18 protein-coding genes and 4 pseudogenes are annotated in these 25,518 nt (G+C 72.1%); 16 read left to right on the plus strand and 6 right to left on the minus strand.

The window, feature by feature from the left end:
• Positions 1–85: 85 nt before the first annotated feature.
• Positions 86–1,129 carry a glucokinase gene (locus POL72_RS01745; RefSeq protein WP_272093217.1) on the plus strand — a complete coding sequence of 348 codons (1,044 nt, stop codon included), beginning with the start codon at positions 86–88 and terminating at the stop codon, positions 1,127–1,129.
• Positions 1,130–1,505: 376 nt separating this feature from the next.
• Entirely contained in the window at positions 1,506–3,773 is a 2,268-nt protein-coding gene (gene thrS / locus POL72_RS01750) for a threonine--tRNA ligase (RefSeq protein ID WP_272093219.1), read from the plus strand.
• A 127-nt stretch (positions 3,774–3,900) separates the two neighbouring features.
• Here thrS and pgl read toward each other — a convergent pair whose 3' ends face one another.
• From pgl to zwf, 3 genes are read right to left on the minus strand one after another with little or no spacing between them, the layout of a single operon-like run.
• Positions 3,901–4,626, minus strand: a complete 726-nt coding sequence (pgl, locus tag POL72_RS01755; protein ID WP_272093220.1) for a 6-phosphogluconolactonase — start codon at positions 4,624–4,626, stop codon at positions 3,901–3,903.
• A gap of 23 nt (positions 4,627–4,649) precedes the next feature.
• Positions 4,650–5,717 (minus strand): glucose-6-phosphate dehydrogenase assembly protein OpcA, encoded by a 1,068-nt coding sequence (locus POL72_RS01760; RefSeq protein WP_272093221.1) that lies wholly within the window; start codon positions 5,715–5,717, stop codon positions 4,650–4,652.
• Positions 5,714–7,303, minus strand: a complete 1,590-nt coding sequence (zwf, locus tag POL72_RS01765) for a glucose-6-phosphate dehydrogenase (protein WP_272093223.1) — start codon at positions 7,301–7,303, stop codon at positions 5,714–5,716. Before zwf ends, POL72_RS01760 begins: the two co-directional genes overlap by 4 nt.
• Before the next feature lie 126 nt (positions 7,304–7,429).
• Here zwf and POL72_RS01770 point away from each other — a divergent pair, with 126 nt between their 5' ends.
• From POL72_RS01770 to POL72_RS01785, 4 genes are all read left to right on the plus strand, one after another.
• A complete protein-coding gene (locus POL72_RS01770) occupies positions 7,430–7,933 on the plus strand; it encodes a DUF433 domain-containing protein (protein ID WP_272093224.1) in 504 nt (167 codons plus the stop codon).
• 379 nt (positions 7,934–8,312) lie between these two features.
• Positions 8,313–9,611, plus strand: a complete 1,299-nt coding sequence (locus POL72_RS01775) for a hypothetical protein (RefSeq protein ID WP_272093226.1) — start codon at positions 8,313–8,315, stop codon at positions 9,609–9,611.
• 334 nt (positions 9,612–9,945) lie between these two features.
• Entirely contained in the window at positions 9,946–13,755 is a 3,810-nt protein-coding gene (locus POL72_RS01780; RefSeq protein ID WP_272093227.1) for a serine/threonine-protein kinase, read from the plus strand.
• On the plus strand, positions 13,752–14,561 hold the full coding sequence (locus tag POL72_RS01785; protein WP_272093229.1) for a lysophospholipid acyltransferase family protein: 810 nt from the start codon (positions 13,752–13,754) through the stop codon (positions 14,559–14,561). The genes POL72_RS01780 and POL72_RS01785 overlap by 4 nt, the downstream gene beginning before the upstream one ends.
• Before the next feature lie 79 nt (positions 14,562–14,640).
• On the opposite strand, the gene POL72_RS01790 is transcribed toward POL72_RS01785, so the two are convergent.
• Positions 14,641–15,375 carry a Uma2 family endonuclease gene (locus POL72_RS01790; RefSeq protein WP_272093230.1) on the minus strand — a complete coding sequence of 245 codons (735 nt, stop codon included), beginning with the start codon at positions 15,373–15,375 and terminating at the stop codon, positions 14,641–14,643.
• 262 nt (positions 15,376–15,637) lie between these two features.
• Here POL72_RS01790 and POL72_RS51515 point away from each other — a divergent pair.
• From POL72_RS51515 to POL72_RS01810, 7 genes and pseudogenes are all read left to right on the plus strand, one after another.
• Positions 15,638–15,865: pseudogene (locus POL72_RS51515) on the plus strand (chemotaxis protein CheB); the annotation flags it as partial.
• A pseudogene (locus tag POL72_RS51520) lies at positions 15,798–15,974 on the plus strand (hypothetical protein); the annotation flags it as partial. The pseudogenes POL72_RS51515 and POL72_RS51520, both read left to right, overlap by 68 nt.
• Before the next feature lie 56 nt (positions 15,975–16,030).
• Positions 16,031–16,183, plus strand: a pseudogene (locus POL72_RS51525) (histidine kinase dimerization/phospho-acceptor domain-containing protein); the annotation flags it as partial.
• Between the two features lie 29 nt (positions 16,184–16,212).
• Positions 16,213–16,491, plus strand: a complete 279-nt coding sequence (locus POL72_RS01795) for an ATP-binding protein (RefSeq protein WP_272095899.1) — start codon at positions 16,213–16,215, stop codon at positions 16,489–16,491.
• Positions 16,488–16,856, plus strand: a complete 369-nt coding sequence (locus tag POL72_RS01800) for a response regulator (RefSeq protein ID WP_272093232.1) — start codon at positions 16,488–16,490, stop codon at positions 16,854–16,856. The genes POL72_RS01795 and POL72_RS01800 overlap by 4 nt, the downstream gene beginning before the upstream one ends.
• A gap of 65 nt (positions 16,857–16,921) precedes the next feature.
• Positions 16,922–17,095: pseudogene (locus POL72_RS51530) on the plus strand (chemotaxis protein CheB); the annotation flags it as partial.
• Positions 17,096–17,340: 245 nt separating this feature from the next.
• On the plus strand, positions 17,341–18,171 hold the full coding sequence (locus POL72_RS01810) for a DNA alkylation repair protein (protein WP_272093233.1): 831 nt from the start codon (positions 17,341–17,343) through the stop codon (positions 18,169–18,171).
• 37 nt (positions 18,172–18,208) lie between these two features.
• Here POL72_RS01810 and POL72_RS01815 read toward each other — a convergent pair whose 3' ends face one another.
• Both POL72_RS01815 and POL72_RS01820 read right to left on the minus strand, forming a co-directional pair.
• Positions 18,209–18,757 (minus strand): DUF892 family protein, encoded by a 549-nt coding sequence (locus POL72_RS01815; RefSeq protein WP_272093234.1) that lies wholly within the window; start codon positions 18,755–18,757, stop codon positions 18,209–18,211.
• Between the two features lie 94 nt (positions 18,758–18,851).
• Positions 18,852–21,179: a S9 family peptidase gene (locus tag POL72_RS01820; RefSeq protein WP_272093235.1), complete on the minus strand. Its 2,328-nt coding sequence runs from the start codon at positions 21,177–21,179 to the stop codon at positions 18,852–18,854.
• Positions 21,180–21,477: 298 nt separating this feature from the next.
• Between POL72_RS01820 and kdpF the strand changes: the two genes are divergently transcribed.
• Genes kdpF through kdpB form a run of 3 tightly spaced genes read left to right on the plus strand, consistent with a single transcriptional unit; the run spans position 21,478 to position 25,501 of the window.
• On the plus strand, positions 21,478–21,570 hold the full coding sequence (kdpF, locus tag POL72_RS01825; RefSeq protein WP_272093236.1) for a K(+)-transporting ATPase subunit F: 93 nt from the start codon (positions 21,478–21,480) through the stop codon (positions 21,568–21,570).
• Complete coding sequence (gene kdpA, locus POL72_RS01830; RefSeq protein ID WP_272093237.1) at positions 21,567–23,309, plus strand: potassium-transporting ATPase subunit KdpA; 1,743 nt, start codon at positions 21,567–21,569, stop codon at positions 23,307–23,309. The genes kdpF and kdpA overlap by 4 nt, the downstream gene beginning before the upstream one ends.
• Positions 23,306–25,501 carry a potassium-transporting ATPase subunit KdpB gene (gene kdpB / locus POL72_RS01835; protein WP_272093238.1) on the plus strand — a complete coding sequence of 732 codons (2,196 nt, stop codon included), beginning with the start codon at positions 23,306–23,308 and terminating at the stop codon, positions 25,499–25,501. Before kdpA ends, kdpB begins: the two co-directional genes overlap by 4 nt.
• Positions 25,502–25,518 lie beyond the last annotated feature (17 nt).

Genomic DNA, 25,518 nt, shown 5'->3' on the forward strand with positions numbered 1-25,518 from the left:
GCCCGCCCGGAAACCTCGATCCCTCCGCGCTCGCTCGATGATGGATCGCCTTGCCGCCGAGGCAGGGCGCTGGCAGGGCGCCCGCGTGGCAACGACCAAGAGATCGGTGGCCCCGTCGCTGCTCGTGGGCGACATCGGAGGCACCAACACCCGGCTCGCGCTCTACAGCGCCTCCGGCGGCCGGCCCCTCTCCGAGGCCGTCTTCCGCAGCCGCGAGCACGCGAGCTTCGAGGAGATCGCCCTCCCGTTCCTCGTGCGCAGCGACGCCCCCCACCCCGCCGTCGCCGTGCTCGGCGTCGCGGGCCCCATCAAGGACCAGGTCGCCACCGTCACGAACCTGCCCTGGCGACTCGCGGAGCGCGAGCTGTCGCGCCGGCTCAAGATCGCGCGCGTGCTCCTGGCGAACGACCTCGTCGTCGGCGCCACGGGCTGCCTGCACGTCGCCCGCGCGTCCATCGAGCCGCTCACGGAGCGCAGGCCGCGGCCGAAAGGGAACAACGTGGCCGTCATCGCCGCCGGCACGGGGCTCGGCGAGGCCCGGCTCATCTGGGACGGCGCCCGGCACGTCACGCTCCCGACCGAGGGAGGTCACGCCGACTTTGCCCCGCGCTCCGCGGTCGAGGCCGAGCTGTGGCGCTTCCTCGCCGAGCGCCACCCGGACCACGTGAGCTACGAGCGCGTCCTCTCCGGCGACGGGCTCGGCGCCCTCTTCGACTTCTTCGCCCGCGCCGCCCGCGTGCCGCGCGCGATCGAGCGCCGCCTCGCCGAGGGCGACCGCAACGCGGCGATCGCCGAGCTCGGGCTCGCCCGCGCGTTCCGGCCCGCCGCGCGCGCGGTCGATCTGTTCGTCGAGATCTACGGCGCCGAGGCCGGCAACCTCGCCCTGCGCGAGCTCGCGCTCGGCGGGATCTTCGTCCTCGGGAACATCGCGAGGAGCCTCGTCACCCAGAGGCGCGAGCTCTTCATGAAGTCCTTCCTGAAGAAGGGCCGCCTCACGCCGCTCCTCGAGGGGGTGCCCGTCGCGGTGGTCACCGATCCCCTGGTCGGCGTGCGGGGCGCGCTCGCCTTCGCCAGAGGGCTCTCCGCCGCGGAGCGGCCCCGGGCCCGCGCGGCGTCCCGGCGGTCCTGACGCCCCGTGTCCTCGCGCCCATGACGGAGGCATGGAGTCGCGCGCGCGACTCCATGCCTCCTGTCGAATCGGCGCCGTCGGTCCAAGGCGGATGAGCGCGAGTTCGCCCCGAGGCACCGAGAGGCCATATCGCCCCGCGCCGCCTCGCGCCGGGCGCGCTCCGAACAGGAGCGGACGAGCTCCTCGCGCTCGGCCTCACGCGTAACCTCACGCGTAGCCTCACGCGTAGCCTCACGCGTAGCCTCACGCGTAGCCTCACGCGTAGATCGAGCGGCCGCGCGCGGCCTCGCGGCGTTGACACGTTGGAGCCACGGTGCTTTAAGACCGCCCCACCTGACGCTCGTACAGTCGGGTAAAAGGAAAGAAAGGTCACGTCATGGCAACTTCGGTCATTCTACCTGATGGGAAGGCCCTCGCGCTCCAGGATGGCAACACGGCGTTCGACGCCGCCCGGGCCATCTCGCCGAGGCTCGCCGAGGCCGTCGTCGTCGCGCGCGTCGACGGGGTGATCCAGGACCTCCGCGTGCCCCTCCGGGACGGCGCGAAGCTGGAGTTGCTGAAGGCCGATACGCCCGAGGGCAGGGACACGATCAACCACTCGGCCGAGCACCTCCTGGCGACGGCCGTGCTGCGGCTGTTCCCGGGCGCCAAGGTCACGATGGGTCCGAAGAACCATGGTGACGAGTTCTATTACGACTTCGATGTTGCCGGTCGGACCTTCACCCCTTCCGACCTCGAGCTGATCGAGGCCGAGGTGAAGAAGCTCATCGAGCAGAAGATCAAGTTCGAGTGGCAGCTCGTCCCCAAGAAGGACGCGCTGGGCGTCTTCGAGGGGCTCGGGCAGAAGAACGAATACAAGACGGAGATCCTGTCCTGGATCCCCGAGGACAGCGTGTCGATCTACCGCTGCGGCGAGTTCGTGGATTTCTGCCGCGGCCCGCACCTGCCCCACGCGGGGTTCATCAAGGGGCTCAAGATCACGTCGTCCTCGGCGGCCTACTGGCGCGCCGACGCCACGAAGCAGTCGCTCCAGCGCGTGCGCGGCGTGGCCTTCCCCAACAAGGACGACCTCGACAAGTACGTGCGCCGCCTGGAGGAGGCGAAGAAGCGCGATCACAGGACGCTCGGGCGGGATCTCGAGCTCTACCTCGTCTCCGAGCGCTACGACACCCACGCGTACTCCGAGAAGGACGAGATCGACCTCTACGTCGGCGTGGACGCGGAGGCGCCCCTCGACCGCGCGCTCGTGGAGCACACCCTCGGCGCCGCGGCCTCGGCGTTCCCCGGGCGGACCATCCGGCGAACGGTGAAGTTCGGCGAGGCGCCGAAGGCGTCGGCGGACGGCGCGGGCGGCAGCAACGAAGAGGCGCGCCCGCGCCTGCACGTCCGGCTCCGCGGCGCGGCGGCGCAGGAGTCGAAGAGCGCCTTCAGGGCCGCGGTGAGCGCCCGGAAGGACGCCGACGTCGAGGTGCACTTCGAGCCGCACTTCGTCGAGGAGATCGGGGCCGGCCTCGTCATGTGGCTCCCGAAGGGCGGGCTCCTGCGCACAATCATCGAAGACCAGTGGCGCAAGATGCACCTCGAGGAGGGCTACGACATCGTCTACTCGCCGCACATCGCCAAGGCGGACCTGTGGAAGACGTCGGGCCACTGGGACTTCTACCGAGAGGGGATGTTCTCCCCCATGTCGGTCGACGGGCACGACTACTGCTGCAAGCCGATGAATTGCCCGTTTCACATCCTCATGGTCAAGAGCCGGACGCGGAGCTACCGCGAGTTCCCGATGCGCCTCGCGGAGCTCGGGACCGTGTACCGGTACGAGGCCGCGGGCGTCATGCACGGCCTGATGCGCGTGCGGGGGTTCACCCAGGACGACGCGCACCTGTTCTGCCGCGCGGACCAGGTCGAGCAGGAGATCCACCGCGTGCTCCGCTTCATCCTGAAGATGCTCCGCACGTTCGGATTCGAGCAGTTCGACATCAACCTCTCGACACGGCCTGAGAAGTACGTCGGCGGCCTGGAGGACTGGGCCAAGGCCGAGAGCACCCTCGCGGGGGCCCTAAAGGCCCTCGGCCTCGAGTACACGGTGGACCCGGGCGGCGGCGCGTTCTACGGGCCGAAGATCGACATCAAGCTGGTCGATGCGCTCGACCGCAGGTGGCAGTGCTCCACGCTCCAGTACGACTTCAACAACCCCGAGCGCTTCACGCTCGGGTTCGTGAACGCCAAGGGAGAGCTCGAGCAGCCGATCATGCTCCACCGGGCGCTCCTCGGCTCGATCGAGCGGTTCATCGGCGTGCTCCTGGAGCACCACGCGGGCGCCCTGCCGGCGTGGCTCTCACCGGAGCAGGCGCGCGTCGTCACGGTGTCGGACAAGCACAACGACCACGCCGAGCAGGTCACCCAGGCGCTGCGCGCTCACGGCATCCGGGCGAGCTTCGTCCGGAGCTCGGAGAAGCTCGGCGCGAAGATCCGCGAAGCGCAGGTCGAGAAGATCCCCCATATGCTGGTCATCGGCGACAAGGAGGTGGAGGCGAAGGGCGCCACCGTCCGGCTCCGTGACGGGAGCGACCGCGGCTTCATGAAGACCGAGGCGCTCGCCGAGTTCTTGCGCGAGCAGTGCGCGATCCCCGTCGTGACGTGACGTCCCCCGCGGCGCCGTGGGCCCTTCTCCAGGGCCCCCGGCGGCGGCGGTCTCGGCTGCCCGCTCGAACCGGCGGCGCGGCGCCCCGGACGCGCCGCGCTGCGCCAGCGCGGTCGCCCGCTGCTCGCTACCCGGCCTGCGCCGCGGCGGCGTCGAGCAGCCAGACGAGCCGCCCGGACCCGCCGCGCACGACCCGCGCCGGCACCTCGTCGACCGGACCGGACAGCTTCGCCTGCGCCACGACCCCGCGCTTTCCCGCCCCGCGGGCCAGGAGCAGCTTCAGCCGCGCCTCCTGGATCACCGGCGCCGTCAGCGTGAGCCGCGGCTCCAGCCCCTTGTCCGGCTGCGCCGGGATCGCGGCGACCAGGCGGTCCTCGATGCCCGCCGCCCCCGTCCCGGGGAACAGCGAGGCCGTGTGCGCGTCGTCGCCTATCCCGAGCGTCAGCACGTCGAACGAGACAGCCGACGCGACCCCGAACCGCGCCCGCAGGAGCCGCTCGTACCCAGCTGCTGCCCCGGCGAGGTCCGGCGACTCGCCCTCCATGCGGAAGAAGCGCTCCTCCGGGATGGGGGCCGCCGCCAGATCCCGGCGCGCGGCGCCGTAGTTCGAGCGGGGGTGATCGGGCGCGACCGCGCGCTCGTCCACCCAGAACCACTCGGTCTGGGCCCACGGGAGCGAGAGCGCCGCGAGCCGCTGGTACGCCTCCGACGGCGTGCTCCCGCCCGACAGCGCGACGCGCGCGACGCCGCGCGCGTCGACCGCCGCCGCGATGGCGCGCGCGATGAGCTCCGCCCCGAGCCGCGCCAGCTCCGCGGCGTCCGCCGCGACGAGGGTCTCCTCACCACCGTTCATCTCGGTCCTCCTGTCGGCCCTCGTCAAAGGGCGCTCCACTTCGCCGCGGCGAGCACCGCCTCGCGCAGCAGCCGATCGCCCTCCAGCGAGTCGATCGTCTTCGCCAGCACCCACGTCTCGTCCCGGTAGCCGAGCGGGTGCAGGTGCTCTGCCGACCGCGCCCCCTCCATCGTCCACCGCACCGTGCCGGGCGCCTTGTCGAGCCGCACGCAGCCGAGCGTCAGCGGCTCGCCGCGCAGCGACGTCCACAGGCGCACGCCGTCGAGCCGCCGCCACGCCTGCGCGTCCGCCGGCGGCCCGTCGACGAGCGCGATCTCGATCGGCGCCCCGTCCGCGCCGCGGGCGCGGCCGACCACGCCGCCGCCGGACTGCGCGGGCCCCCGCGACTCGAACGTCCAGCCGAGCCGCGACCCCATCCAGCCGAGGAACAGCGCCGCCGGATCCGGCTTCGCCCCCGCGCTGCGCGCGATCTCCACCCGCCGGATCGCCCGGCACGCCTCCGGCATGTCGTCGAAGAACCGGGCCACGAGCTCGCGGAACGAGAACGTCCGCACGAACGCCCGGTCCGCGAGCGGCGCCCTCGTCCCGCGCGCGACCTCCGCGATGCGCTCGATGCACGTCTCGGCCGAGTCGAACACCAGCCGATTGCAGATCGGCGCGAGCGCGTCGCCGAGCACGTTCGGCGCGCCAGGCGCGAGCTCGACGATCACCGGTACATCGGAGATCGTGAGCGCGCTCACGACCGAAGCGACGCGCTCGGCCGCGGCCACCCCGAACGTGATCTCCACGCGGTCGTAGCAGATCGGCACCTCGCCCGCGCGGCGGCACGTGGCCGACCAGTCGGCCTGGACGCTCGCCGGGTCGAGCCGGTCGTCGAGCGTGATGAGCAGGGTGCGGCCCGCGTGCGTCTCGGCGAGGTCCTCGGCCTGCTCCTTCAGGCGCTCGACCTCGGCGCGGCTCCCCACCGCCACGAAATTGAGGGTCGACGCGCGCGTCTTCGGCGCCGGCTCCGCCCGCGACTCGTCGGGCGCCGACCAGAACTCGGCGAGCTCCGACTCGACCCGCTTGATGACCTCGGCGACGCGGCTCACGGCCGCCTCCACGCCCGCTCCGGGGCCTTCCCCCCGTCGCCCGCCCCGCACACCGCGCGCGCATCCTCCGAGGACGGCTCCACGAGGGCGTCGGCCTCCGTCGGGCCCCAGCTGCCCGCGGCGTAGCGCGCGATCGGCGCGCTCTGGGTCCGCCACCCCTCGAAGATCGGATCGACGAAGCCCCACTGCGCCTCGACCTCGTCGGCGCGCGTGAACAGCGTGGCGTCGCCGCGCAGCGCGTCGAGCAGGAGCCGCTCGTACGCCTCGGGCGTGCTGGAGCCGAACGCGGCGCCGTAGCGGAAATCCATCGTGACGCCGCGGATCGCGATGCCACCGCCCGGGATCTTCGCCGCGAACCGGAGGGAGATGCCCTCGTCGGGCTGGAGGCGCATCACGAGCGCGTTCGGCTCCTCGGTCGCGCCGGGGGCGCCCTTGAACAGGCCGTGCGGGAGCGGCTTGAAGTGCAGCACCACCTCGGCCACCCGCTTCGCCAGCCGCTTGCCGGCGCGCAGGTAGAACGGCACCCCGCCCCAGCGCCAGCTGTCCAGGTGGAGCTTCATCGCGACGTAGGTCTCCGTCGTCGAGTCCTTCGCGACGTCGGGCTCCTCCGTGTAGCCGGGCACCTTCTCGCCGCGCACCATGCCGGGCCCGTACTGCCCGCGCACCGTCGACGACAGCGCGTCCGGGCCCGCGATCGGCCGGAGCGAGCGGAGCACCTTCACCTTCTCGTCGCGCACCGCGTCCGCGTCCCACGACGACGGCGGCTCCATCGCGACCAGCGTGAGCAGCTGGAGCGCGTGGTTCTGCACGATGTCCCGCGTGATGCCGACCTTCTCGTAGAACTTGCCGCGGCCCTCGACGCCGATCTCCTCGGCCACGGTGATCTGCACGTGATCGACGTGCTGGCGCGACCAGAGCGGCTCGAAGATCGTGTTGCCGAACCGCAGGACGAGGAGGTTCTGGACGGTCTCCTTCCCGAGGTAGTGATCGATCCGGTAGATCTGCGACTCCGCGAGGTGGGCGAGCAGGTCGCGGTTGAGGGTGCGGGCGCTCTCCAGGTCCTCGCCGAACGGCTTCTCGACGACGACGTGCTGGAACGGCGCGTCCTTCTCGTGCGACGGCGGCGCGACCAGGTTCGCCGCGCGCAGGCCGCGCACGATGGGCGCGAACTGGTCGGGCGCGACGGCCAGGTAGAAGACCCGGTTCTTGCGGGTGCCGCGCTCGGCGTCGAGCCGCTCGAGCTCCGCGGCGAGCCGGGTGTACGTCTCGGCCTCGTCGAACGATCCCTGGACGTAGCTGATGCCCTTCTCGAGCTCGCTCCAGGTGGCCTCCTCGAGCGGGCGCCGCGAGTGCTTCCCGACGGCCTCGCGCATCTCCTTCGCGAAATCCGGCTTCGGGCGCCGCGCCACGCCGACGACGGCGAAGCCGCCGGTGAGCAGCCGGCTGAGCGTCAGGTTGTAGACCGCGGGCAGCAGCTTGCGCCGGGTCAGGTCGCCCGAGGCGCCAAAGATCACGAGCGCGGCCGGCGAGGCGGTGCGCTCCTCGGGCATCCCTTCGCGAAGCGGGTTCTTCTCTGCTTGGGTCATGGTGGGTGAGCTCCGGTCGGTGACGGCGACGGGCACGATGCTCGCGCGCCTCCGCGGCGTAGGGTAGTCCGGATCGCGCGCGCGGGCGCGGGCGGAACGATGCGATGACGATGCGAGGACGATGCGATGACGATGCCGGAGGTCGCGCCACGCGGGGACGACCGCGGGCGTGCGGGCGGAGCGCCGCGCCCGCGCGCCCGCGCAGCCCGGCGCCGCGCCGAGCGTGCCCGCCGGCTCGCGGCGCCCTTCCATCCGATCGCGACCGGTACTAGGCTCCTCCGCGCGATGGCCGCGCCGGTGCTCCCGCGAATCCGCGTCCCCCACCCTCACGTGCGATGCGATAGCCAGGTGCTCGCCGGGAGCCCCCACGTCCTCGGCTCGCGCGTCCCGGTCCGGCGGCTCTGGGCGTGGCACCGCGGCGGCGCGTCGGTGGAGACGCTGCTCAAGCGCTACCCGAACCTCGGGCCCGCGCGCGTGCTCGACGCGCTCGCGTTCGCGTACGACAACCAGGACCTCGTCGAGGCCGACATCGCGCGCGAGCAGCTGCTCTTCAAGAAGCAGGGCGGGCCCACGGTCGGCGCGCGCCCGCTCGCCCAGCTGAACCTCCCCTTCGACGAGGACGAGGAGTAAGCGACGCCCGAGAGGGCGCGGCGGGCGAGGGACGGCGCGGCGGGCGAGGGACGGCGCGCGCGCCGCGCGTGGAGCGCCGCGGGCGAAATGCCGTGCGCGCCAAGTGAAACGCCTCGCGCGATTATATATGTGGAACCCCGCGCGCCACCTGCGATGCAGACCGCCATCCCCGCGCGATGAGCTCAGCTTGATTCTTTACAGCCATCCTGACTTGGGGCAATGAGGGCCGTCCGTCGCTGGAGCCCGCGGTGCGGGGCTGCTCGGCATCGTGAGCGACTGTCGCGCAGGATCGCGGCTGTCCCAGCTTTCAAGGTCGCGGCTGCTGGTGTAGGGTCCGCGCTCCATGGGGTACCCATCGAGGTGCCGGAGGGTTTCTGAGATGAGCGTCAATCGATGGAAGTTGTTCGCGATGCCCGTGGCCCTTCTCGGCCTGGCCTCGCCTCTCCTCGTGAACTGCGGCGGCAAGGGGTTCCCCGGTGCGGACAGCCTGCCCGGCCCCGCCGGTGACCTGGCGTCGGCCGCGAGCGGCTGCGACGAGCTGAAGAACGGCGGCATCGCGAACCTCAAGTTCGACGGCGGCGCCGAGGTCGAGGGCAAGATCAAGGGCTTCCTCGACGCGGCTGCGTCGCTCGACAAGCTCACCGCCAGCATGGAGGCGGACCTCATCGCCTCCTGCGGCAAGCTCGGCAAGGACCTCGGCATGAGCGAGGCGGAGCTCAAGGCCGACCCGAGCGGCGGCAAGGGCGCCGAGAAGGTCTGCGGCGCGGTCTCCGCGAAGGTCAGCGCCGCCGTGAAGGCGAACGCCGACGCGAAGATCACCGTCCAGATCGACCCCCCGAAGTGCTACGCCGACATCACCGCCATGCAGAAGTGCCTCGGCGAGTGCGGCTCGCCGGTGCAGCCCGGCAAGCTCGAGGCGAGCTGTGAGGGCGGCGAGATCAGCGGCAAGTGCGACGCCGAGTGCAAGGGCAAGTGCAGCGTCGAGGCCGGCGCGGCGTGCACCGGCACGTGCAGCGCGAGCTGCTCGGGCAAGTGCGAGGTGGGCTTCAAGGGCACCTGCGGCGGCAAGTGCGACGGCAAGTGCGACGGCAAGGACTCGAAGGGCGCGGCGTGCGCCGGCACCTGCGAGGGCAAGTGCGACGCCAAGGCCGAGGGGTCTTGCTCGGGCACCTGCGAGGGCACCTGCTCCGGCTCCTGCGAGGTCAAGGCCGCGGCGAAGTGCTCCGGCTCGTGCTCCGGCGGCTGCAGCGCCGAGATCAAGGAGCCGAAGTGCTCGGGCGAGTTCAAGCCCCCGAGCGTCGACCCGAGCTGCCAGGTGCAGTGCACGGCGAAGACCGCCGGCGAGGCGAAGTGCGATGCGCCGAACGTCCGCATCGTGGCGAACGGCAAGGTGAACGCCGACGCGCAGAAGCTCGTCGCCGCGCTCCGGACGTCGCTCCCGGCGATCGCCAAGGTGCAGCTCGGCTCCGGCAAGAAGCTGGCGGCGGCCGTGTCCGGCGTCGGCAAGGCCGGCGTCGAGGTGAAGGACGTGGCGCTCAAGGCCGGCGGCAAGGCGGTCGCCTGCGTCGCGGCCGCGGTCGACGCGTCGGCCAGCGCGTCGGCCTCGATCGACATCAACATCAAGGCGAGCGCGAGCGTCAGCGGCTCGGCGAGCGGTTCGGCCAGCGGCGGGACCTGATCCCCGACGCGGCCTGAGCGCGGACGCGGCGGCGGTCCCCTTCTGGGGGTCGCCGCCGTCGTCATTTCAGGCGCCGAATCCGGGCCCGCAGCGCAGTTCTGGGTGCGGGCTCACCTTTTCGGGCGCAGCGCGGCGCGCGATGGTCGAGCTCAGCGCCCGGTTCGCCGCCCGACGTTGCAGGCAGGTTTCTTGGCCAGACAGCCGCGATGCGGCAAGCCGTCGGGGCGGCGTGCCTCCGGCAGGCAGCCGGGCCATTGCGCGCTGTCGCGGCGCTCGTCCGGAGTATCATGGTGCGTCGGCGAACGATGACGGGGTACTCGGAAGGGCAGGAGCGATGGTCGGCGATCCCTTGATCGAGCGCGGCGCCAGGATCGGCGAGTACACGATCGCCGAGCGCCTCGGCGAGGGCGGCTTCGGCGCCGTGTTCCGCGGCCGTGACGGGGCCGGCAACGACGCCGCCATCAAGATCTTCAAGGATGTGAGCGCCCAGAACGCCGGGCAGCTCTTCGCCCAGCAGAACGAGATCGAGGCGCTGCTCCGCCTGCGCCACCCCTCGCTCGTCAAGCTCTCCTCGTACGGCGTCCTGGACGGCGTGGGCCTCTACCTCGCGATGGAGCTCGTGCAGGGCGAGACGCTCGACCGGTACCTCGCACGGATGGGCTCGCTCGACACGATCGAGGCCCTGCGCATCGCGCGCCGCGTGGCCGAGGCGCTCGCGCACTGCCACGCGCTCAACGTGCTCCACCTCGACCTCAAGCCGAGCAACATCGTCCTCACCGATCCGTACGAGCCCCGGCTCAAGATCCTCGATTTCGGCCTGGCGACGCTCACCGTGAGCTTCCAGCCCGAGCACGCCCGCGTCAACGCGGGCACCATCGCGTACCTGGCGCCCGAGTGCCTGAAGCGCGGCGCGCTCGGGCGCCCGAGCCCGCGGATGGACCTCTACGCGGTCGGCGTCATGCTCTACGAGCTGCTCGCCGGCCGGCTCCCGTTCTCGGACGGCACCGTCAACAGCGTCATCAACCAGAAGGTCTACGGCACGCTCGTGCCGCTCGCCCACGCGGCGCCCGAGACGCCGGCGCCCGTCGTCGCGCTGGTCGAGGAGCTCCTGGAGCGCGACCCGGCGCGGCGCTTCTCCAGCGCGGCCCGGCTCTGCGCGCGGCTCAAGGAGCTCTATTACGTCACGCTCCACGGCACCTCGCCGCCCCCGGCCGGGGCGGAGGCGGGAGCGCCCGAGCGCGACGCCGCCGCGCCGGAGACCTTCGACGACGCGCACGACGCGCCGTTCGTCGGCCGCGAGCAGGAGCTCGGGCGGCTCATCGAGCTCCTCCAGGGCGCGGTGCGCGGCGAGCCGCGGCCGGCCGTGGTGGTCGGCGACACGGGCGTCGGCAAGAGCCGCCTCGTCGCCGAGCTGCTCCGGAGCGCCGAGCAGGCGGGCACGGCGATCGTCGCGTACGGCCGGTGCAGGGAGCTCTCCGGGCTCGTGCCCTACTCCGCGATCCGCGAGGCGCTGACGCAGATCGCGCTCTGGCTCGAGCGGCACGGCGACAGCCGGGCGGCGCGCATCCGCCGGCTGGTGAGCCTCGTGATCGCCGACGACGCCGCGCTCCTCCAGGGGCTCGTGCCGGAGCTGACGCGCGCGGTCGGGCTCGCGGAGGAGGGCGGCGCCATCGGCCCGGGCGGCACGCGCTGGATCGCCGATCTGATCCTGCGGCTGCTCGGCGCGATCTCCGAGGAGATCCCGGTCGTCCTCGCGATCGAGGACGTGCACTGGGCCGACGAGGCGACGCAGGAGGTGCTGCTGCGCCTCTCGGATCAGCTCGGCGAGATGCCGGTGCTGCTGCTCGGCACGGCGCGGCCGCCCTTCGCTCGCGGCTCATCGATGCCTCCGCCCGGCTCGTCGCTGCCTCCGCCGGGCTCGTCCGCGCTGCGCGGCCCGCCGGGCTCGTCGCCGATGACGCCGCGCTCGGCGGGCTGGCTCGCGTGGAAGGACGTCGAGCGCCTCGACCTCGGCCCGCTCCGGCCCGACGCGAACCGGGCGCTCCTCTCCGCGCTCGGCCGCGGCGCGGGGGACGACCTCGTGCAGGAGCTCGTGCGCCGCGTCCCGCTGCTCGCCGCGGGCAACCCGCTCTTCAACATCCAGGTCGTCCGCAACATGGAGACCGAGGGCTTCCTGCAGCGCAGCCGGAGCGGCGCGCTCGAGATCTCCCGCGCCGACGCGAGCTACCTCGCGCCCGCGTCGGTCTCGGACGTCCTCTCGCGCAGCATCGACGCGCTCGATCCCACGACGGTCCAGGTACTCGGCGTCGCCGCGCTCATCGGCCGCCAGTTCCTGCGCGACGATCTGGTCGAGCTCGGGCTCTTCGATCCGGCGGAGGTCGACAGCGCCCTGCGCGACGCCGCGGCGCACTACGTCTGCCTCGGCGAGGACGGGGGCCTCGCGTCGTTCTCGCACGACACGGCGCGCGAGCAGCTCGCCGCCCGCGTGCCCGCCGAGGAGCGCCCCGACTACCACGGGCGCATCGCGCGGCGCATCGAGCTGCGCGGCGGCGATCCGGGGACGCTCGCGCACCACGTCGAGCGCGCCGGCGAGCTCGACCGCGCCGCCTCGACGTACCTGCTCGCGGCGGGCGAGGCCGATCGGCTCCAGGATCCGCACGGCGCCAGCCGGCGGCTGAAGCAGGCGCTCGCGCTGCTCGAGCGGCTGCCGCTCGACCCGGCGCGGATCGAGCTCAGGGCCCGCTGCGCGCACGAGTTCGCGCGGGTGGCGTGCCTGCTCGGCAGCACGGCGGAGCCCCTCGATCTGCTGCGCCGCACGCAGGGGGCGCTGCCGGAGACGCCGCTCGTCACGGCGGCCCTCTCCAGCGCGCTGTCGCGCGTCCACTACGTGCGGGGCGAGTTCGCCGACGCGGTGGCGCACAGCCGCAAGGCGCTCGAGGCGATCGGCGCGAGCCCGGAGCTGCGCCCGTACCAGTGCCTGCCGGCGAACATCCTCGGGCGCGCGCTGTGCGCGGCCGGCAAGGTGGGCCCGGCGACCGAGCCGCTCCGCCGCGGCTGTGAGCTCGCGGAGGCGGCCGGCGAGTACGTCGAGCTCTGCCACTCGCGCGGCATCCTCTGCGTCGCGCTGAGCCAGTCCGGCCTCTACGCCGAGGCCGAGCAGAACGCCGCGGACGCCGCGCGCTTCGCCGAGCGCCTGCGCGACCCGGTGCGGCTGCTCGGCACGTGGTTCTACCACGCGGTGCTCGCGGAGGGCCGCTTCGACTGGGATCTCGGGGTCCGGTCGACCGCGCAGCTGCTCTCGTACGCCGAGGAGCACGGCCTGAGCGGGCTCTACCTGTACATGGGGACGATGTACGCGGGCCGGCACCAGTTCCACATGGGCCAGCTCACGCGGGCCCGCGTGCTGATCGCGAACGCGGTCAACCTGAGCGGCGTGCTGGGCATTGGCATGGGGCGCGGCTGGGCGGAGGGGTACCTGGGCGACGTGTACTTCGTGCAGGGCCTGCTGCGGGAGGCGCTCGCCGCCTACGACCGGGCGATCGAGATCGGCTCGGCGGGGACGGGCGACGCGTACGCCGTGAGCCTCGGCCGGGTCGGCCGGATGCACGCGCGGGCGCTGCTCGCCGACGACGCCAGCGACGCCGGCCAGGCCGGCGAGCTCGCCGCGTACGGCCGGGAGACGCTCGATCTCATCCGCGCGTCGGGCAACCGGACGCTGCTGGTGACGGCGCTCGAGCGGTACGCCGAGGCGCTCGACGCGCTGGGTGACGGGGGGGCTGCGCGCGGCGTCCGCGCCGAGCGCGCGGCGCTCGTCGAGGAGCTCGGCGTGACGGATCCGACGTTCTGGCCGCGCGTCCCGGCCGAGGCGGCGTTCCAGGGCCCCCCGCGGGCGTACTGGGCCGAGCTGCCGCGCGAGGTCCGGAGCACGAACCCGAGCAGCGTCGGCACGACGCAGGTCGTGGGCGCGACGGTGGCGGAGCTCGCGGCGGCGGCGACGATCGCGGTCCCGGAGGAGGACCTCGGCGGGCCGACGATCGTGGCGATCCCGCGCCTCCGCCACGTCACGCTGCTGGAGACGCTGGCCTCGGTGGAGGGCTTCGTCCCGCGCTTCGACGGGCCGGAGGCCCCGCCGGTCGCCAAGTGACGGCGGAGGCTGCGCGGCCGGCGCCGGCCGGCCCTGTCGAGGTCGTCCGCACGGCGCTCGCCCACGCCTGGGCGATGCTGTTCCTGGTCGTGCTGCTCCCCGTCGGGCTGCTCTGCTTCCCCTTCGATCCCCGGCAGCGGATGCACGATCGGCTCTCGGTCGTGTGGGCGCGCGGGGCGCTCTGGCTGGTCGGCGTGCGCGTCGAGGCCGAGGGCGTCGAGCACGCCCGGCCGGGCGAGCGGTACGTGATCGCGGCGAACCACCAGAGCACGCTCGACATCCTCGCATTGCTCGTGGTGCTCCAGGGGCGAACGCCGCTCCGGTTCCTGGCGAAGCGCGCGCTGTTCCGCGTGCCGGTGCTGGGCTGGGGCATGCGCCTGTACGGCCACACCCCCGTCGACCGGCGGCGCGCCCGCGGCGCGCTCGCCGATCTCGGCGAGGCGCGGCGCAACGTGATGCAGCGGTGGTCGACGGTGTTCTTCCCCGAGGGCACGCGGAGCGCGACGGGCCGGCTCCTGCCCTTCCGGCTGGGCGCGTTCCGGACCGCCTCGGCCGCGGGCGCGCGCGTCCTGCCGGTGACCATCGACGGCGCGGGTGCGCTGCAGCCGAAGGGGCGTTATGCCGCCGCGCCCGGCGTCGTGCGGGTCGTGGTGCACCCGCCGCTCGATCCGCCGGGGGCGTCGGCCGAGGCGCTGCACGCCTCGATGGAGGCGTGCAGGTCCGCCGTGGCGTCGGCGCTGCCGGAGGCGCTCCGGGAGGGGGTCGAGAGGGCCGCTCTCCCGGAACACTCCGAGCAGCGTCGCTGAGGCGGGCATCACGGCAGTCCAGAGCCTCCGGGTCGAGCTTCAGCTCTCCCGGGAGGCTCCCGGCAGCTTCCGACCAGAGCTAGCCGCCGCCGGGCAGCTTGCCGAACCGCTGCTCGTACTCGGCCAGCCGCGCTGCGAGGAGCGTCGCCTCGTGCTGCGCCGCGCGTGCCCGCTCGTCGGCGGCCCGCGCCTGCTCCTCGCCCGTGGGCACCACGCGCCCTTCTGGGTCGAGCCAGCGCAGCCAGTCGGCCTCGAGGCCGTGGTAGGTGCCGCGGCGAACGCCGAGCCCGAGGTGCAGCCGCGGGCTCGCCACGTCGCCGCCCGCTCCGGGCGCGACGGGCGCGTACGCCATCGTGGCGAGATCGAGCGCGTAGGCCTCGAGGACGCCCGTGAACGGATCGAACAGGTAGTACTCGGGCACGCGCAGGAGCTTCGCGTAGATCCGCATCTTGTCGGTCCGATCGACCGTCTCGGTGCTCTCGGAGAGCAGCTCGATCACCACGTCGGGCGTCCTTCCGTCCTCCTGCCAGACGACCCAGGACTTGCGCTCGCGCCTCACCGTGTCGAGCACCACGAAGACGTCCGGCCCGCGAAAGTCGTTCTTCTTCGCCTGGAGATCGCTGAAGTAGACGGCCATGTTGCCGCCGACGTACACGTCGTCGCGCTCCTTCCACAGCAGATCCAGCGCCTCGATGAGGAGGTCCATCTGCTTGGGATGCCGCTCGGACTCCATCGGCTCCCCGTCGTCGTACGGCAGCTCGTCCTCGCCGGGCGGCGGGATCGGGACGAACGAGGTGTCGCTCTGAAAGGCCATGCGTCGCTCCTCCTGGAGAGAGTACCGCTCGTCGCCCTCGCGGTCGAACGCATCGCGGATCGCCCCCGTAGCACGGCTCCCCACCGGTCGTGACAGCGCTCCGCGACGATGCCAAGGCCGCCGACGGCCCGCCGCCCCCGGCGCGGTCTGCGCCTCTCGCGCCCGCGCCGCGCCGACAGGCGCCCCCCGGAAGAACTCTGCATGACAAAATTCTGGACGAGCGCGCAATGGCCCACGAGGGCGCCCCGCGAGTCGCGAGCTCTTGGAGCGAATCGCGAGCTCTTCCAGCGAATCACCAGCTCTTCACTCCATCCTCTTGCGGCTGTCAGTGAAGCCCGTCCGCAGCGTCGCCACGGTCTCCCCGCTCGAAGACGGCGTCGTTTATGTCGTGCCATCGGGGCGCGACGTGGAGATCAGCGACCATGAGCTCCGGCTCCGGCCCGACAACACCGATCGACCCAAGCCGTCCGTCGACATGCTCTTCCGCACTCGAGCCCCCTGCGGACGACGAGAAGCGGCTCCAGGAGCTCCTCGATCTCGTGCGCGAGCGGAGCGGGATCGATTTCAGGAAGTACAAGCAGGCGGCCATCCTGCGTCGGCTCCGGCGATCCGCGACATCACGGACCGGAGCCTCCGCAAGCTGCAGGATCGCTTCATCGCGATGGCGAGCCACGAGCTCCGCACGCCGCTCGTGCCCCTCCACGGCTACCTCGACATGCTGCTCGGCCTGCTCCCCAGGGACGGCGACCCACGCCTTCACCGCTTCGCATCGCTCGCCCGCACCCAGAGCGACCGCCTCGCGCGGCTGGTCGACGATCTCGTGAGCGCGAGGCCAACCTGCCTCATCTGTTCTCGAGCTTTTACCAGGTGGAGAGAGCTGGCCAATCCGCCGGCGGAGGCATGGGCCTCGGGCTCTTCATTTGCAGGGAGATCGTCAGGGCGCACGGCGGCCAGAGCTTCGTGCGCAGCACGGAAGGCAAGGAGGCGACCTTCACGGTCAGGTTGCCTCTGATAGAGGACGGACAAGCACACGACGGATGCGCTGAATCGACCCCGCTCTCCTGCGCTCACGCGCGGCCGGTCGAGCGGCGCTGCGGGGAGGGACCAGGCCCATGAAGGCGACGATCTTGGTGGTCGAAGACGACCTGGATTCGAGCAACATGCTCCGGGAGCTGCTGGGGATGGCCGACTATGCCGTCGAGTCGGCCGAGACCGCCGACGAGGCGATCGCCGCGATGACGGAGCGGCGCTACGACGCCGCGTTGGTCGACCTGACCGTGGCCGGCGCGACGACAGAGGAGCTGATCCAGCGGCTGCAGGGCGTGTCGGATCGACCGCCCATCGTGCTCTTCTCGGCGCGGACGCCCGATGATCTCCGGGCAGCGGCCGAGCAGCTCTCGGCGGCGGCCGTGATCCAGAAGCCGGCGAGCATGGGCGTGCTCCTCTCCACCGTGGCGCGGGTGATCCGCCCGCCTTCGTAGGCGGCGCCTGCGCGCGGGCCGCGTCGTTCCTCCCTCCTCTTCTCCTCCTCCCCGGCGAGGCGCACTTGTGCCGGAACACGACATCATCGCGGGTCTACGTCACGCCGATGGACAACCACCTCCTGCTCGAGGACGGCCTGGTGCGCGTGGTGCACAGCGCGCGCGAGAACGGGCACAGGCCGGCCGTGGACCCGCTGTTCAGGACCGCGGCGGCGGCGTACGGCGACCGCGTGGTCGGCGTGGTCCTTACGAGGAGCGAGCCCGGGTGGCCGAGGAGCGGGGCACCCTGGTGCGCCGGGCGCTGCTGGGCACCGGTACGGGCAACGGATCGACGAGGAGCGCCCGCCCGCCGCGCCCCGGGGGGCGGCTGCCGCCGACGGGGTGAGCGGTCGCTCGCGGAGCGGACCGAGCCGAGGCGCCATGGCGGGCGCGGCCGGGCGAGCGCGCAATGGCGCACGATGGACAGAAGGGCTAGGTGTGGCCCATGGATGTCACCGAGGTGATGGGCGAGCTGGAGCGGCTCGGCACCGAGCAGAACCGCAAGGTGTACCGGCGCCACGGGATGACCGATCCGCTCTTCGGCGTGAGCTTCGCCCACATGAACGCGCTGGAGAAGCGGATCAAGCGCGACCACGAGCTCGCCGAGGCGCTCTGGGCGACGGGCAACGCCGACGCGAGGACGCTGGCGGTGACGATCGCCGATCCGGAGCGCTTCACCTGGGACAAGCTCGAGGCGTGGCTCGACGGTCTGCGCTCTCCGGTGCTCATCGACCTGCTCATGAAGCGGATCGCGCTGAAGACGCCGTTCGCCCGGGACGCGATGGCGCGCTGGACCGCGTCGAACGACGAGTGGATCGGCCGCGCGGGCTGGACGCTCCTCGGCCTGCTCGCGACCGAGGACCCTTCGCTGCCCGACAGCCTGTTCGAGGAGCGGCTCTCGGTGATCGAGGCGTCGATCCACAGGGCCAGGAACCGCGCCCGCGAGGGGATGAACAGCGCGCTCATCAGCATCGGCGCGCGGAACGAGCCGCTGCGCGGCAAGGCGCTCACGGCCGCGCGGCGCATCGGCAAGGTCGAGATCGACCACGGCGAGACGAACTGCAAGACGCCCGACGCGACCGCCTACATCGAGAAGATCTGGGCCAGGAAGCCGGCCGCCGCGCCTGCCGCGAAGCCGGCCAGGGGCGCCGCTGCGAAGCCCGCCAAGGCCGCTGCGAAGCCCGCCAAGGCCGCTGCGAAGCCCGCCAAGGCCGCTGCGAAGCCCGCCAAGGCCGCTGCGAAGCCCGCCAAGGCCGCCGCCGCGAAGCGGGCCTAGCACGCTGGTTCCGCCATACGCGCCGCCCGGCGCCGGATCACGCCGGGTGCGCCGTCGTGAACAGCTCGCCTGGCGGCCCGAGCAGCTCCTTGCGGGTGAGCCGCTCGACGACCTTGCGCGTGAAGATCAGGTGATCTTCTTCCTCGTGCAGGCGGCGCCGGAACGCCTGCCTCGCCTCGCTGTCGTCCGCCTCGTCGGCGAGCTCGAGCAGCAGCTGCCAGCCGGAGTTGTCGACGAGCTCCGCGGTCAGCAGCGCGTGGAAGAGGTGGGTCGGGTTCATGTCCCCGTCGAGCACGATCTGCTCGATGCCTCGCGACTCGACCGTGATGAGCCGCGACATGTCCGTCTCGGCGTGCGCGTCCCCGCCCAGCGCGCGGATCTGCGCCTCGAGCCACTCCTCGTGCTCCTTCTCCTGGTCCCGGTGCTCCTTGAGCTCGCCGAGCCGGGCCATCAGGAAGGGATCGGCCGCGCGGCCGATCTTCTCCACGATGGAGTCGTACAGCTTGACGCCTGCGCGCTCGAAGGTCAGCCGCTCGCTGAGCAGGTCGATGGCCTTGTCTCTGTTCGTCTGTGCAAGCTTCTTCATACATCCCTCCGACCGGGGCGCATGCGATTCGCAGGCCGCCGCGCGCCACGCCGACGAGGCGGGCAGCGCGCCGGCCGGGCGCGGCGCGCGGCGATCAGAGGTGCTCTGTCAGGTACTCGACGATGGCGCGGTTCGCGTAATGGCTCGCGGCCGGCGACCGGTAACCGTGCCGCTCGCCCGGGAACACCAGGGTGTCGAACCGCTTGTCCGCGGCCATCAGCGCCTCGATCATCTTCGCCGTGTGCGCAAAGTGCACGTTCTCATCCATGAGCCCGTGCATGAGGAGCAGCTTGCCGCGCAGGTTGCCCGCGCGCTTCGTGAGATCGGTCGCCTCGTACCGCGCGGCGTCCTTGTCGAGGAGGCCCATGTAGCGCTCCGTGTAGCCCGTGTCGTACAGCCGATCGTCGGTCACCGGTGATCCCGCGACGCCCACGTGGAAGCGGTCCGGCGCCATGAGGAGCGCGTCCAGCGCCATCCTGCCGCCGTAGCTGTGGCCGTAGATCCCGACGCGGCCCGCGTCGACGTAAGGCAGCGTCTTCAGGAAATCGAGGCCCGCGATCTGATCGGCGAGCTCGACCTCGCCGAGGCGCCCGTAGATGGCCGACTCGAACGCGCGCCCGCGGTTCGCCGAGCCGCGGTTGTCGAGCTGAAAGACCACCACCCCGCGATCCGCGAGGTGATTCCACAGGAGCCACGGAGACCACGAGTTGAAGACCGTCTGGACGCCGGGCCCCCCGTACACGCTCACAACGACCGGATAGCGGCGGCCGGGCTCGATCCTCCGCGGCGCGAGCAGCGCGCCGTAGAGCGTGTCGCCGCTCGCGGCGCGCACCTCGACGATCTCGGGGGCGCGCAGCTCGAGTTCCGCGAGCTCGCGGTCCACGGGCGCCGGCAGCGCGCCGACCTCGGCGTTGTCCGCGCCCCTCACCGCCCCCTTCCACGGGCGATCCAGGGCCGCGTGGAGCTCGACGTACCCCGGCCCCCTCGGATCCACGGTGATCTGGTGCATCCCCGGGTCGGACGTGAGCCGCTTCACCTCGCCGCCCGCGAGCGGCACGGTGTAGAGATGGCGCTCGGTCGGGCGCTCCTTGGTCGCCACGAAGCGCGCGAGGCCGCGCTCCTCGTCCGGCGGAAGGAGCGAGGTGACGTCCCAGTCGCCCTCGGTGAGCCTGGCGATCTCGGCGCCCGAGTCGGCGTCCCGCAGCGCGAGGTGGCGATGGCCGCTCTCGGCGGTCGACCAGACGAACCTCGGCGAGCGCTCGAGGAGCCGCATGTCGGCGAAGTCCACCCAGGTCGGCGAGGTCTCGACGACGACCTCGGCGGCCTCGCCCGAGCGCGGCCTCGCGCGGAGGAGCGAGAGGCGCTTCTGGTCCCGCGAGAGCGTCTGGAACCAGAGCGCCTTGCCGTCTTCCGCCCAGGCGAACCGGCCGAGGTAGCGCTCGCCTTCGCCGTCGCCCCCCTTCCACGTGAGCCATGTCGTCTTTCTGGTGGCGAGATCGAGGATGCCCGCCCTGACGCGGGGGTTCTTGCCGCCGACGCGCGGGTAACGCGCCATCATGAGATCTTCCTTGCCGCCGCGGAAGCCGAGGACTGGCACCTTCTCGACCTGCCGCTCGTCGACCTCCAGGTACGCCACCCGGTCGCAGCCGGGGGAGATCCAGAAGCCGCTCGGCTCATCGAACTCCTCCTGACCGTTGAAGTCGCTCAGGCCGCGCGAGACCCCCTCGGGCGCCCCCCGGGTCAGCGCCGTCTCGCGGCGCGAGGCGACGTCGATCATGAAGAGCTCGCGCCCGCGCACGAACACGACGCGCTCGCCGCCGTCGCACACCTTCGGATCGATCTCCGGCTCGGGCGTGTCGGTGAGCCGCGCGATCGCGCCTTTCGGATCGCGCGAGTCGCGCAAGAAGACGTCGCCGCCGAAGGGGATGAGGGCGACCTCCGCCCGCTTCGCCCACGAATAGGCCGTGATCCCCTTGGAGAACATGCGCTGTCGCTCGCGGCGGAGCTCCTCCTCGCGCGACAGCGGCTTCGCGTCCTTCAGCAGATCGCCCGAGGCGACGAGCTGCCGAATCTCGCGCGACGTTGTGTCGAAGGCGAAGAGCGCCTGCTCCGGCCCGTCCGCCTGCCGCTGGAGGTAGGTGATCAGCTTGCCGCCGGGCGCGTACTGGATCGCCCTGGGCAGCCGCGCTCCGAGCGGCGGCTGCCGGCCGAGGTGGGCATACGTGATCCGGCTCGCCTCCGGCCCGGCGATGCGCGTCCTCTCCGGCAGGGCGGCCTGCTTCACCGCCGCGGCGGCCCCGGCCGGGGCGGCCTTGGCGGGCGGGGCGGCCCTCGGCGGGGACGAGCCGGTGGGCGGGGCGCACGCGGCGACCGAGAGGACGGAGAGCAACCCAAAGCGCGCGGGGAGCAGCGGACGTCGCATGGCCGCTATCTCTCCCGTCGCCACGGAGATGTCAAACAGCGCTGCGCGCCGCGGGCGAGCCGGGCGGGGCGCGCGAGCTCACCTTCGTCTTGATACTTTCTTGACGGCGCCCCTCCCCCATCTTGACGGCCCTTTGACCCGCGGAGCACTACGTTCAGTCCCGCTCGGCCGGCACGGACGAAGGCACGCCCGGTGCGGCCGATGAGGTCGCCATGGATATGGTTTACATGGGGCTGACGCTCCTCCTGTTCTCGCTGTTCGCAGGGCTCATCAAGCTCTGTGAGAGGGTTTGAGCGCCATGATCGCGTTCATCTGTATCTCGGCCATCCTCGCCCTGGGCCTGCTGTTCTATCTGCTCTTCGCCCTCCTCAAGCCGGAGAGCCTGTCATGACCGCCAGCGCGGCGCTGCAAGCCGCGATCTACCTGGCCGTCCTCATCGGCCTCTCCGTCCCGCTCGGCCTCTACATGGCGCGGGTCTACCAGGGCGGTCGGGGCCTCATGGCCCGCGTGCTCGGGCCGGTCGAGCGGCTCATCTACCGCGCGGCGGGCGTGCGCGCGGATCAGGAGATGCGCTGGCAGGACTACGCCTTTGCCGTGCTCGCGTTCAACCTGGCCGGGCTCGTCGCCGTCTATGCCCTCCAGCGGCTCCAGGGCGCCCTGCCCCTGAACCCGGAGGGGATGGCCGCCGTCCCGCCCGATCTCGCGTTCAACACCGCATCGAGCTTCGCCTCCAACACGAACTGGCAGGCGTACGGCGGCGAGTCGACGCTCAGCTACCTGACGCAGATGGCCGGGCTCGGCGTGCAGAACTTCGTCTCGGCCGCGACCGGGATGGCCGTGCTCGTCGCGCTGATCCGCGGGATCACACGGAAGACGGCGGACACCGTCGGGAGCTTCTGGGTCGATCTCGTCCGGAGCACCCTTTACATCCTCCTGCCGCTCTCGCTCCTGCTCACCGTCCTCCTCGTGTCCCAGGGGGTCGTGCAGGGCTTCGGGGGCTACCAGAGCGCGTCGCTGCTCCAGGCCGTCAAGGACCAGGGCGGCAGCGCGGTCGTTCATCAGGTGATCCCGATGGGGCCCGCGGCGTCGCAGATCGCGATCAAGCAGCTCGGGACGAACGGCGGCGGCTTCTTCAACGTGAACTCGGCCCATCCGCTCGAGAACCCCACGGCCCTCTCGAACTTCCTCGAGATGCTCGCGCTGCTCCTCATCCCCGCCGCGCTCTGCCACACGTTCGGCCGGATGGTGGGCGACAGGCGCCAGGGCTGGATGGTGCTCGCCGCGATGACGGCCATCTTCGCGGTCCTCCTCGTCGCCTGCATCGCCTCGGAGCAGGCGGGCAACCCTGCCCTCTCCGGCCTGGGCGTCGATCAGGCGGCGAGCGCGCTCCAGGCCGGCGGCAACATGGAGGGGAAGGAGGCGCGCTTCGGCATCGCGAGCTCCGCCATCTGGGCGACCGCCACAACGGCGGCCTCGAACGGCTCGGTCAACGCGATGCACGACTCCTTCACGCCCCTCGGCGGGCTCGTGCCGCTCTGGCTCATGCAGCTCGGCGAGGTGGTCTTCGGCGGGGTCGGCTCCGGCCTCTACGGCATGCTCATGTTCGTCGTCATCGCCGTCTTCGTGGCCGGCCTGATGGTCGGCCGCACGCCGGAATACCTCGGCAAGAAAATCGAGGCGTTCGAGATGAAGATGGCGTCCCTCGTCGTGCTCTTCCCCGCGATCACCGTCCTCCTCGGCACCGCCGTCGCGGTGATGACCGAGGAGGGGCGGAAGGGCGTCTTCAACCCCGGGCCGCACGGGTTCAGCGAGGTGCTCTATGCGTTCTCGTCCGGCGCGAACAACAACGGCAGCGCCTTCGGCGGCCTCGGCGCGAACAGCCCGTTCTACAACACCGCCCTCGGCGTCGCGATGCTCGTCGGCCGCTATGCGCTGATCGTCCCCGTGCTCGCGCTCGCGGGCTCGCTCGCGCGGAAGAAGCTCGTCCCCGCCGGCCCGGGCACGCTGCCCACGCACACACCGCTGTTCGTCGCGCTCCTGACAGGCACCGTCGTGCTCGTCGGGGCGCTCACGTACGTCCCCGCGCTCGCGCTCGGGCCGATCGTCGAGCACCTGGAGATGACCCGATGACCATGGACCTTCATCCCATCGGCGAGTCGAGCCCCAGGCGCGGCGCGCCTGCTCCCGTGCTCCCCGAGCTGTCGCCGCCGCCGAGGTCACGCCACCCGTCCCGCGACGTGGAGGGGAAGAAGACCGCGGCGAGGCCGCTCCTCGACCCCGCGATCCTGAGGCCGGCGATCGTCGCCGCGTTCCGCAAGCTCGACCCGCGCCACCAGGTCCGCAACCCGGTGATGTTCGTGGTCCTGGCCGGAAGCGCGCTCACCACGGCCCTGTTCGTGCACGCGCTCTTTCAGCGCGAGCGCCAGGGCAATGCGCCGGCCGGGTTCGTCCTCGCCATCTCCCTGTGGCTCTGGTTCACCGTGCTCTTCGCGAACTTCGCGGAGGCCATGGCCGAGGGGCGCGGAAAGGCGCAGGCGGACACGCTCCGCAAGGCGCGGCGCGACGTCGAGGCCGTGAAGCTCTCCGCCCCGGAGCGCGACGCGGCGCAGACCACCGTGCGGGCGTCGAGCCTCCGGCGAGGAGACCTCGTGCTCGTGGAGGCAGGCGCGATCATCCCCGGCGACGGCGACATCGTGGTCGGCGTCGCGTCCGTCGACGAGAGCGCCGTCACGGGCGAGAGCGCCCCCGTGGTGCGGGAGAGCGGCGGCGACAGGAGCGCTGTCACCGGCGGGACGCGCGTCCTGTCCGACTGGCTCATCCTCCGCATCTCCAGAAACCCCGGCGAGGCGTTCCTCGACCGCATGATCTCGATGGTGGAGGGCGCGAAGCGGAAGAAGACGCCGAACGAGATCGCGCTCGACATCCTGCTCGCCGCGCTCACCATCGTCTTCCTCCTCGCGACCGTGACGCTGCTGCCGTTCTCGATCTACGGCGTCCGGGCGGCAGGACAGGGAGCGCCGATCAGCATCGCCGTGCTCGTGGCGCTGCTCGTCTGCCTGATCCCCACCACCATCGGCGGGCTGCTCTCGGCCATCGGCATCGCCGGGATGGACCGCATGATCCAGGCGAACGTCATCGCCATGTCGGGCCGCGCCGTCGAGGCCGCGGGGGACGTGGACGTGCTGCTGCTCGACAAGACCGGCACGATCACGCTCGGCAACCGGCAGGCAACGGAGCTCATCCCGGCGGACGGGATCGGGGCGCAGGCGCTCGCCGACGCCGCGCAGCTCGCGTCGCTCGCCGACGAGACCCCCGAGGGGCGCAGCGTCGTCGTGCTCGCCAAGGAGAGGTACGGCCTGCGCGAGCGCGATCTCTCGACCCTCGGCGCCCGCTTCGTCCCCTTCACCGCGCAGACCCGGATGAGCGGCGTCGACAGCGGCGCGCGCGAGATCCGGAAGGGCGCCGTCGACGCGATCGAGGCCTACGTCAAGGAGAAGGGCGGCGCGGTCCCGCCCGCGGTGCGGGCGGCGACGGAGGCCATCGCCCGGAAGGGCGGCACGCCGCTCGTCGTCGCCGAGGGCAGCGCCGTGCTCGGCGTCATCCACCTCAAGGACATCGTGAAGGGCGGCATCAAGGAGCGCTTCGGCGACCTCCGGCGCATGGGCATCAAGACGGTGATGATCACGGGCGACAACCCGCTCACCGCCGCCGCCATCGCCGCCGAGGCCGGCGTCGACGACTTCCTGGCGCACGCCACGCCCGAGGCCAAGCTCTCGCTCATCCGCGATTACCAGATGGGCGGACGGCTCGTCGCCATGACCGGCGACGGGACGAACGACGCCCCCGCGCTGGCGCAGGCGGACGTCGCGGTCGCCATGAACACGGGCACCCAGGCCGCGAAGGAGGCCGGGAACATGGTCGATCTCGACTCGAACCCGACCAAGCTCATCGAGATCGTCGAGATCGGCAAGCAGCTCCTGATGACGCGGGGCGCGCTCACGACCTTCAGCCTGGCGAACGACGTCGCGAAGTACTTCGCCATCATCCCGGCGGCCTTCGTCTCGACGTATCCTGCGCTCGGGCGGCTCGACGTGATGGGGCTCGCCACGCCGCGGAGCGCCGTGCTCTCCGCGGTGATCTTCAACGCGCTCGTCATCGTCGCGCTCATCCCGCTCGCGCTCCGGGGCATCCGCTACCGGTCCGTCGGCGCGGAGCGGATGCTCCGCAGGAACCTGCTCGTCTACGGCCTCGGCGGGCTCATCGCGCCGTTCGTGGGCATCAAAGGGATCGATCTCCTCCTCTCCGCCCTCGGCCTCGCCTGAGCTCCCAAGGAAAGAAC

The organism is Sorangium aterium, from assembly GCF_028368935.1.
Classification (GTDB): Bacteria; Myxococcota_A; Polyangia; order Polyangiales; family Polyangiaceae; genus Sorangium; species Sorangium atrum.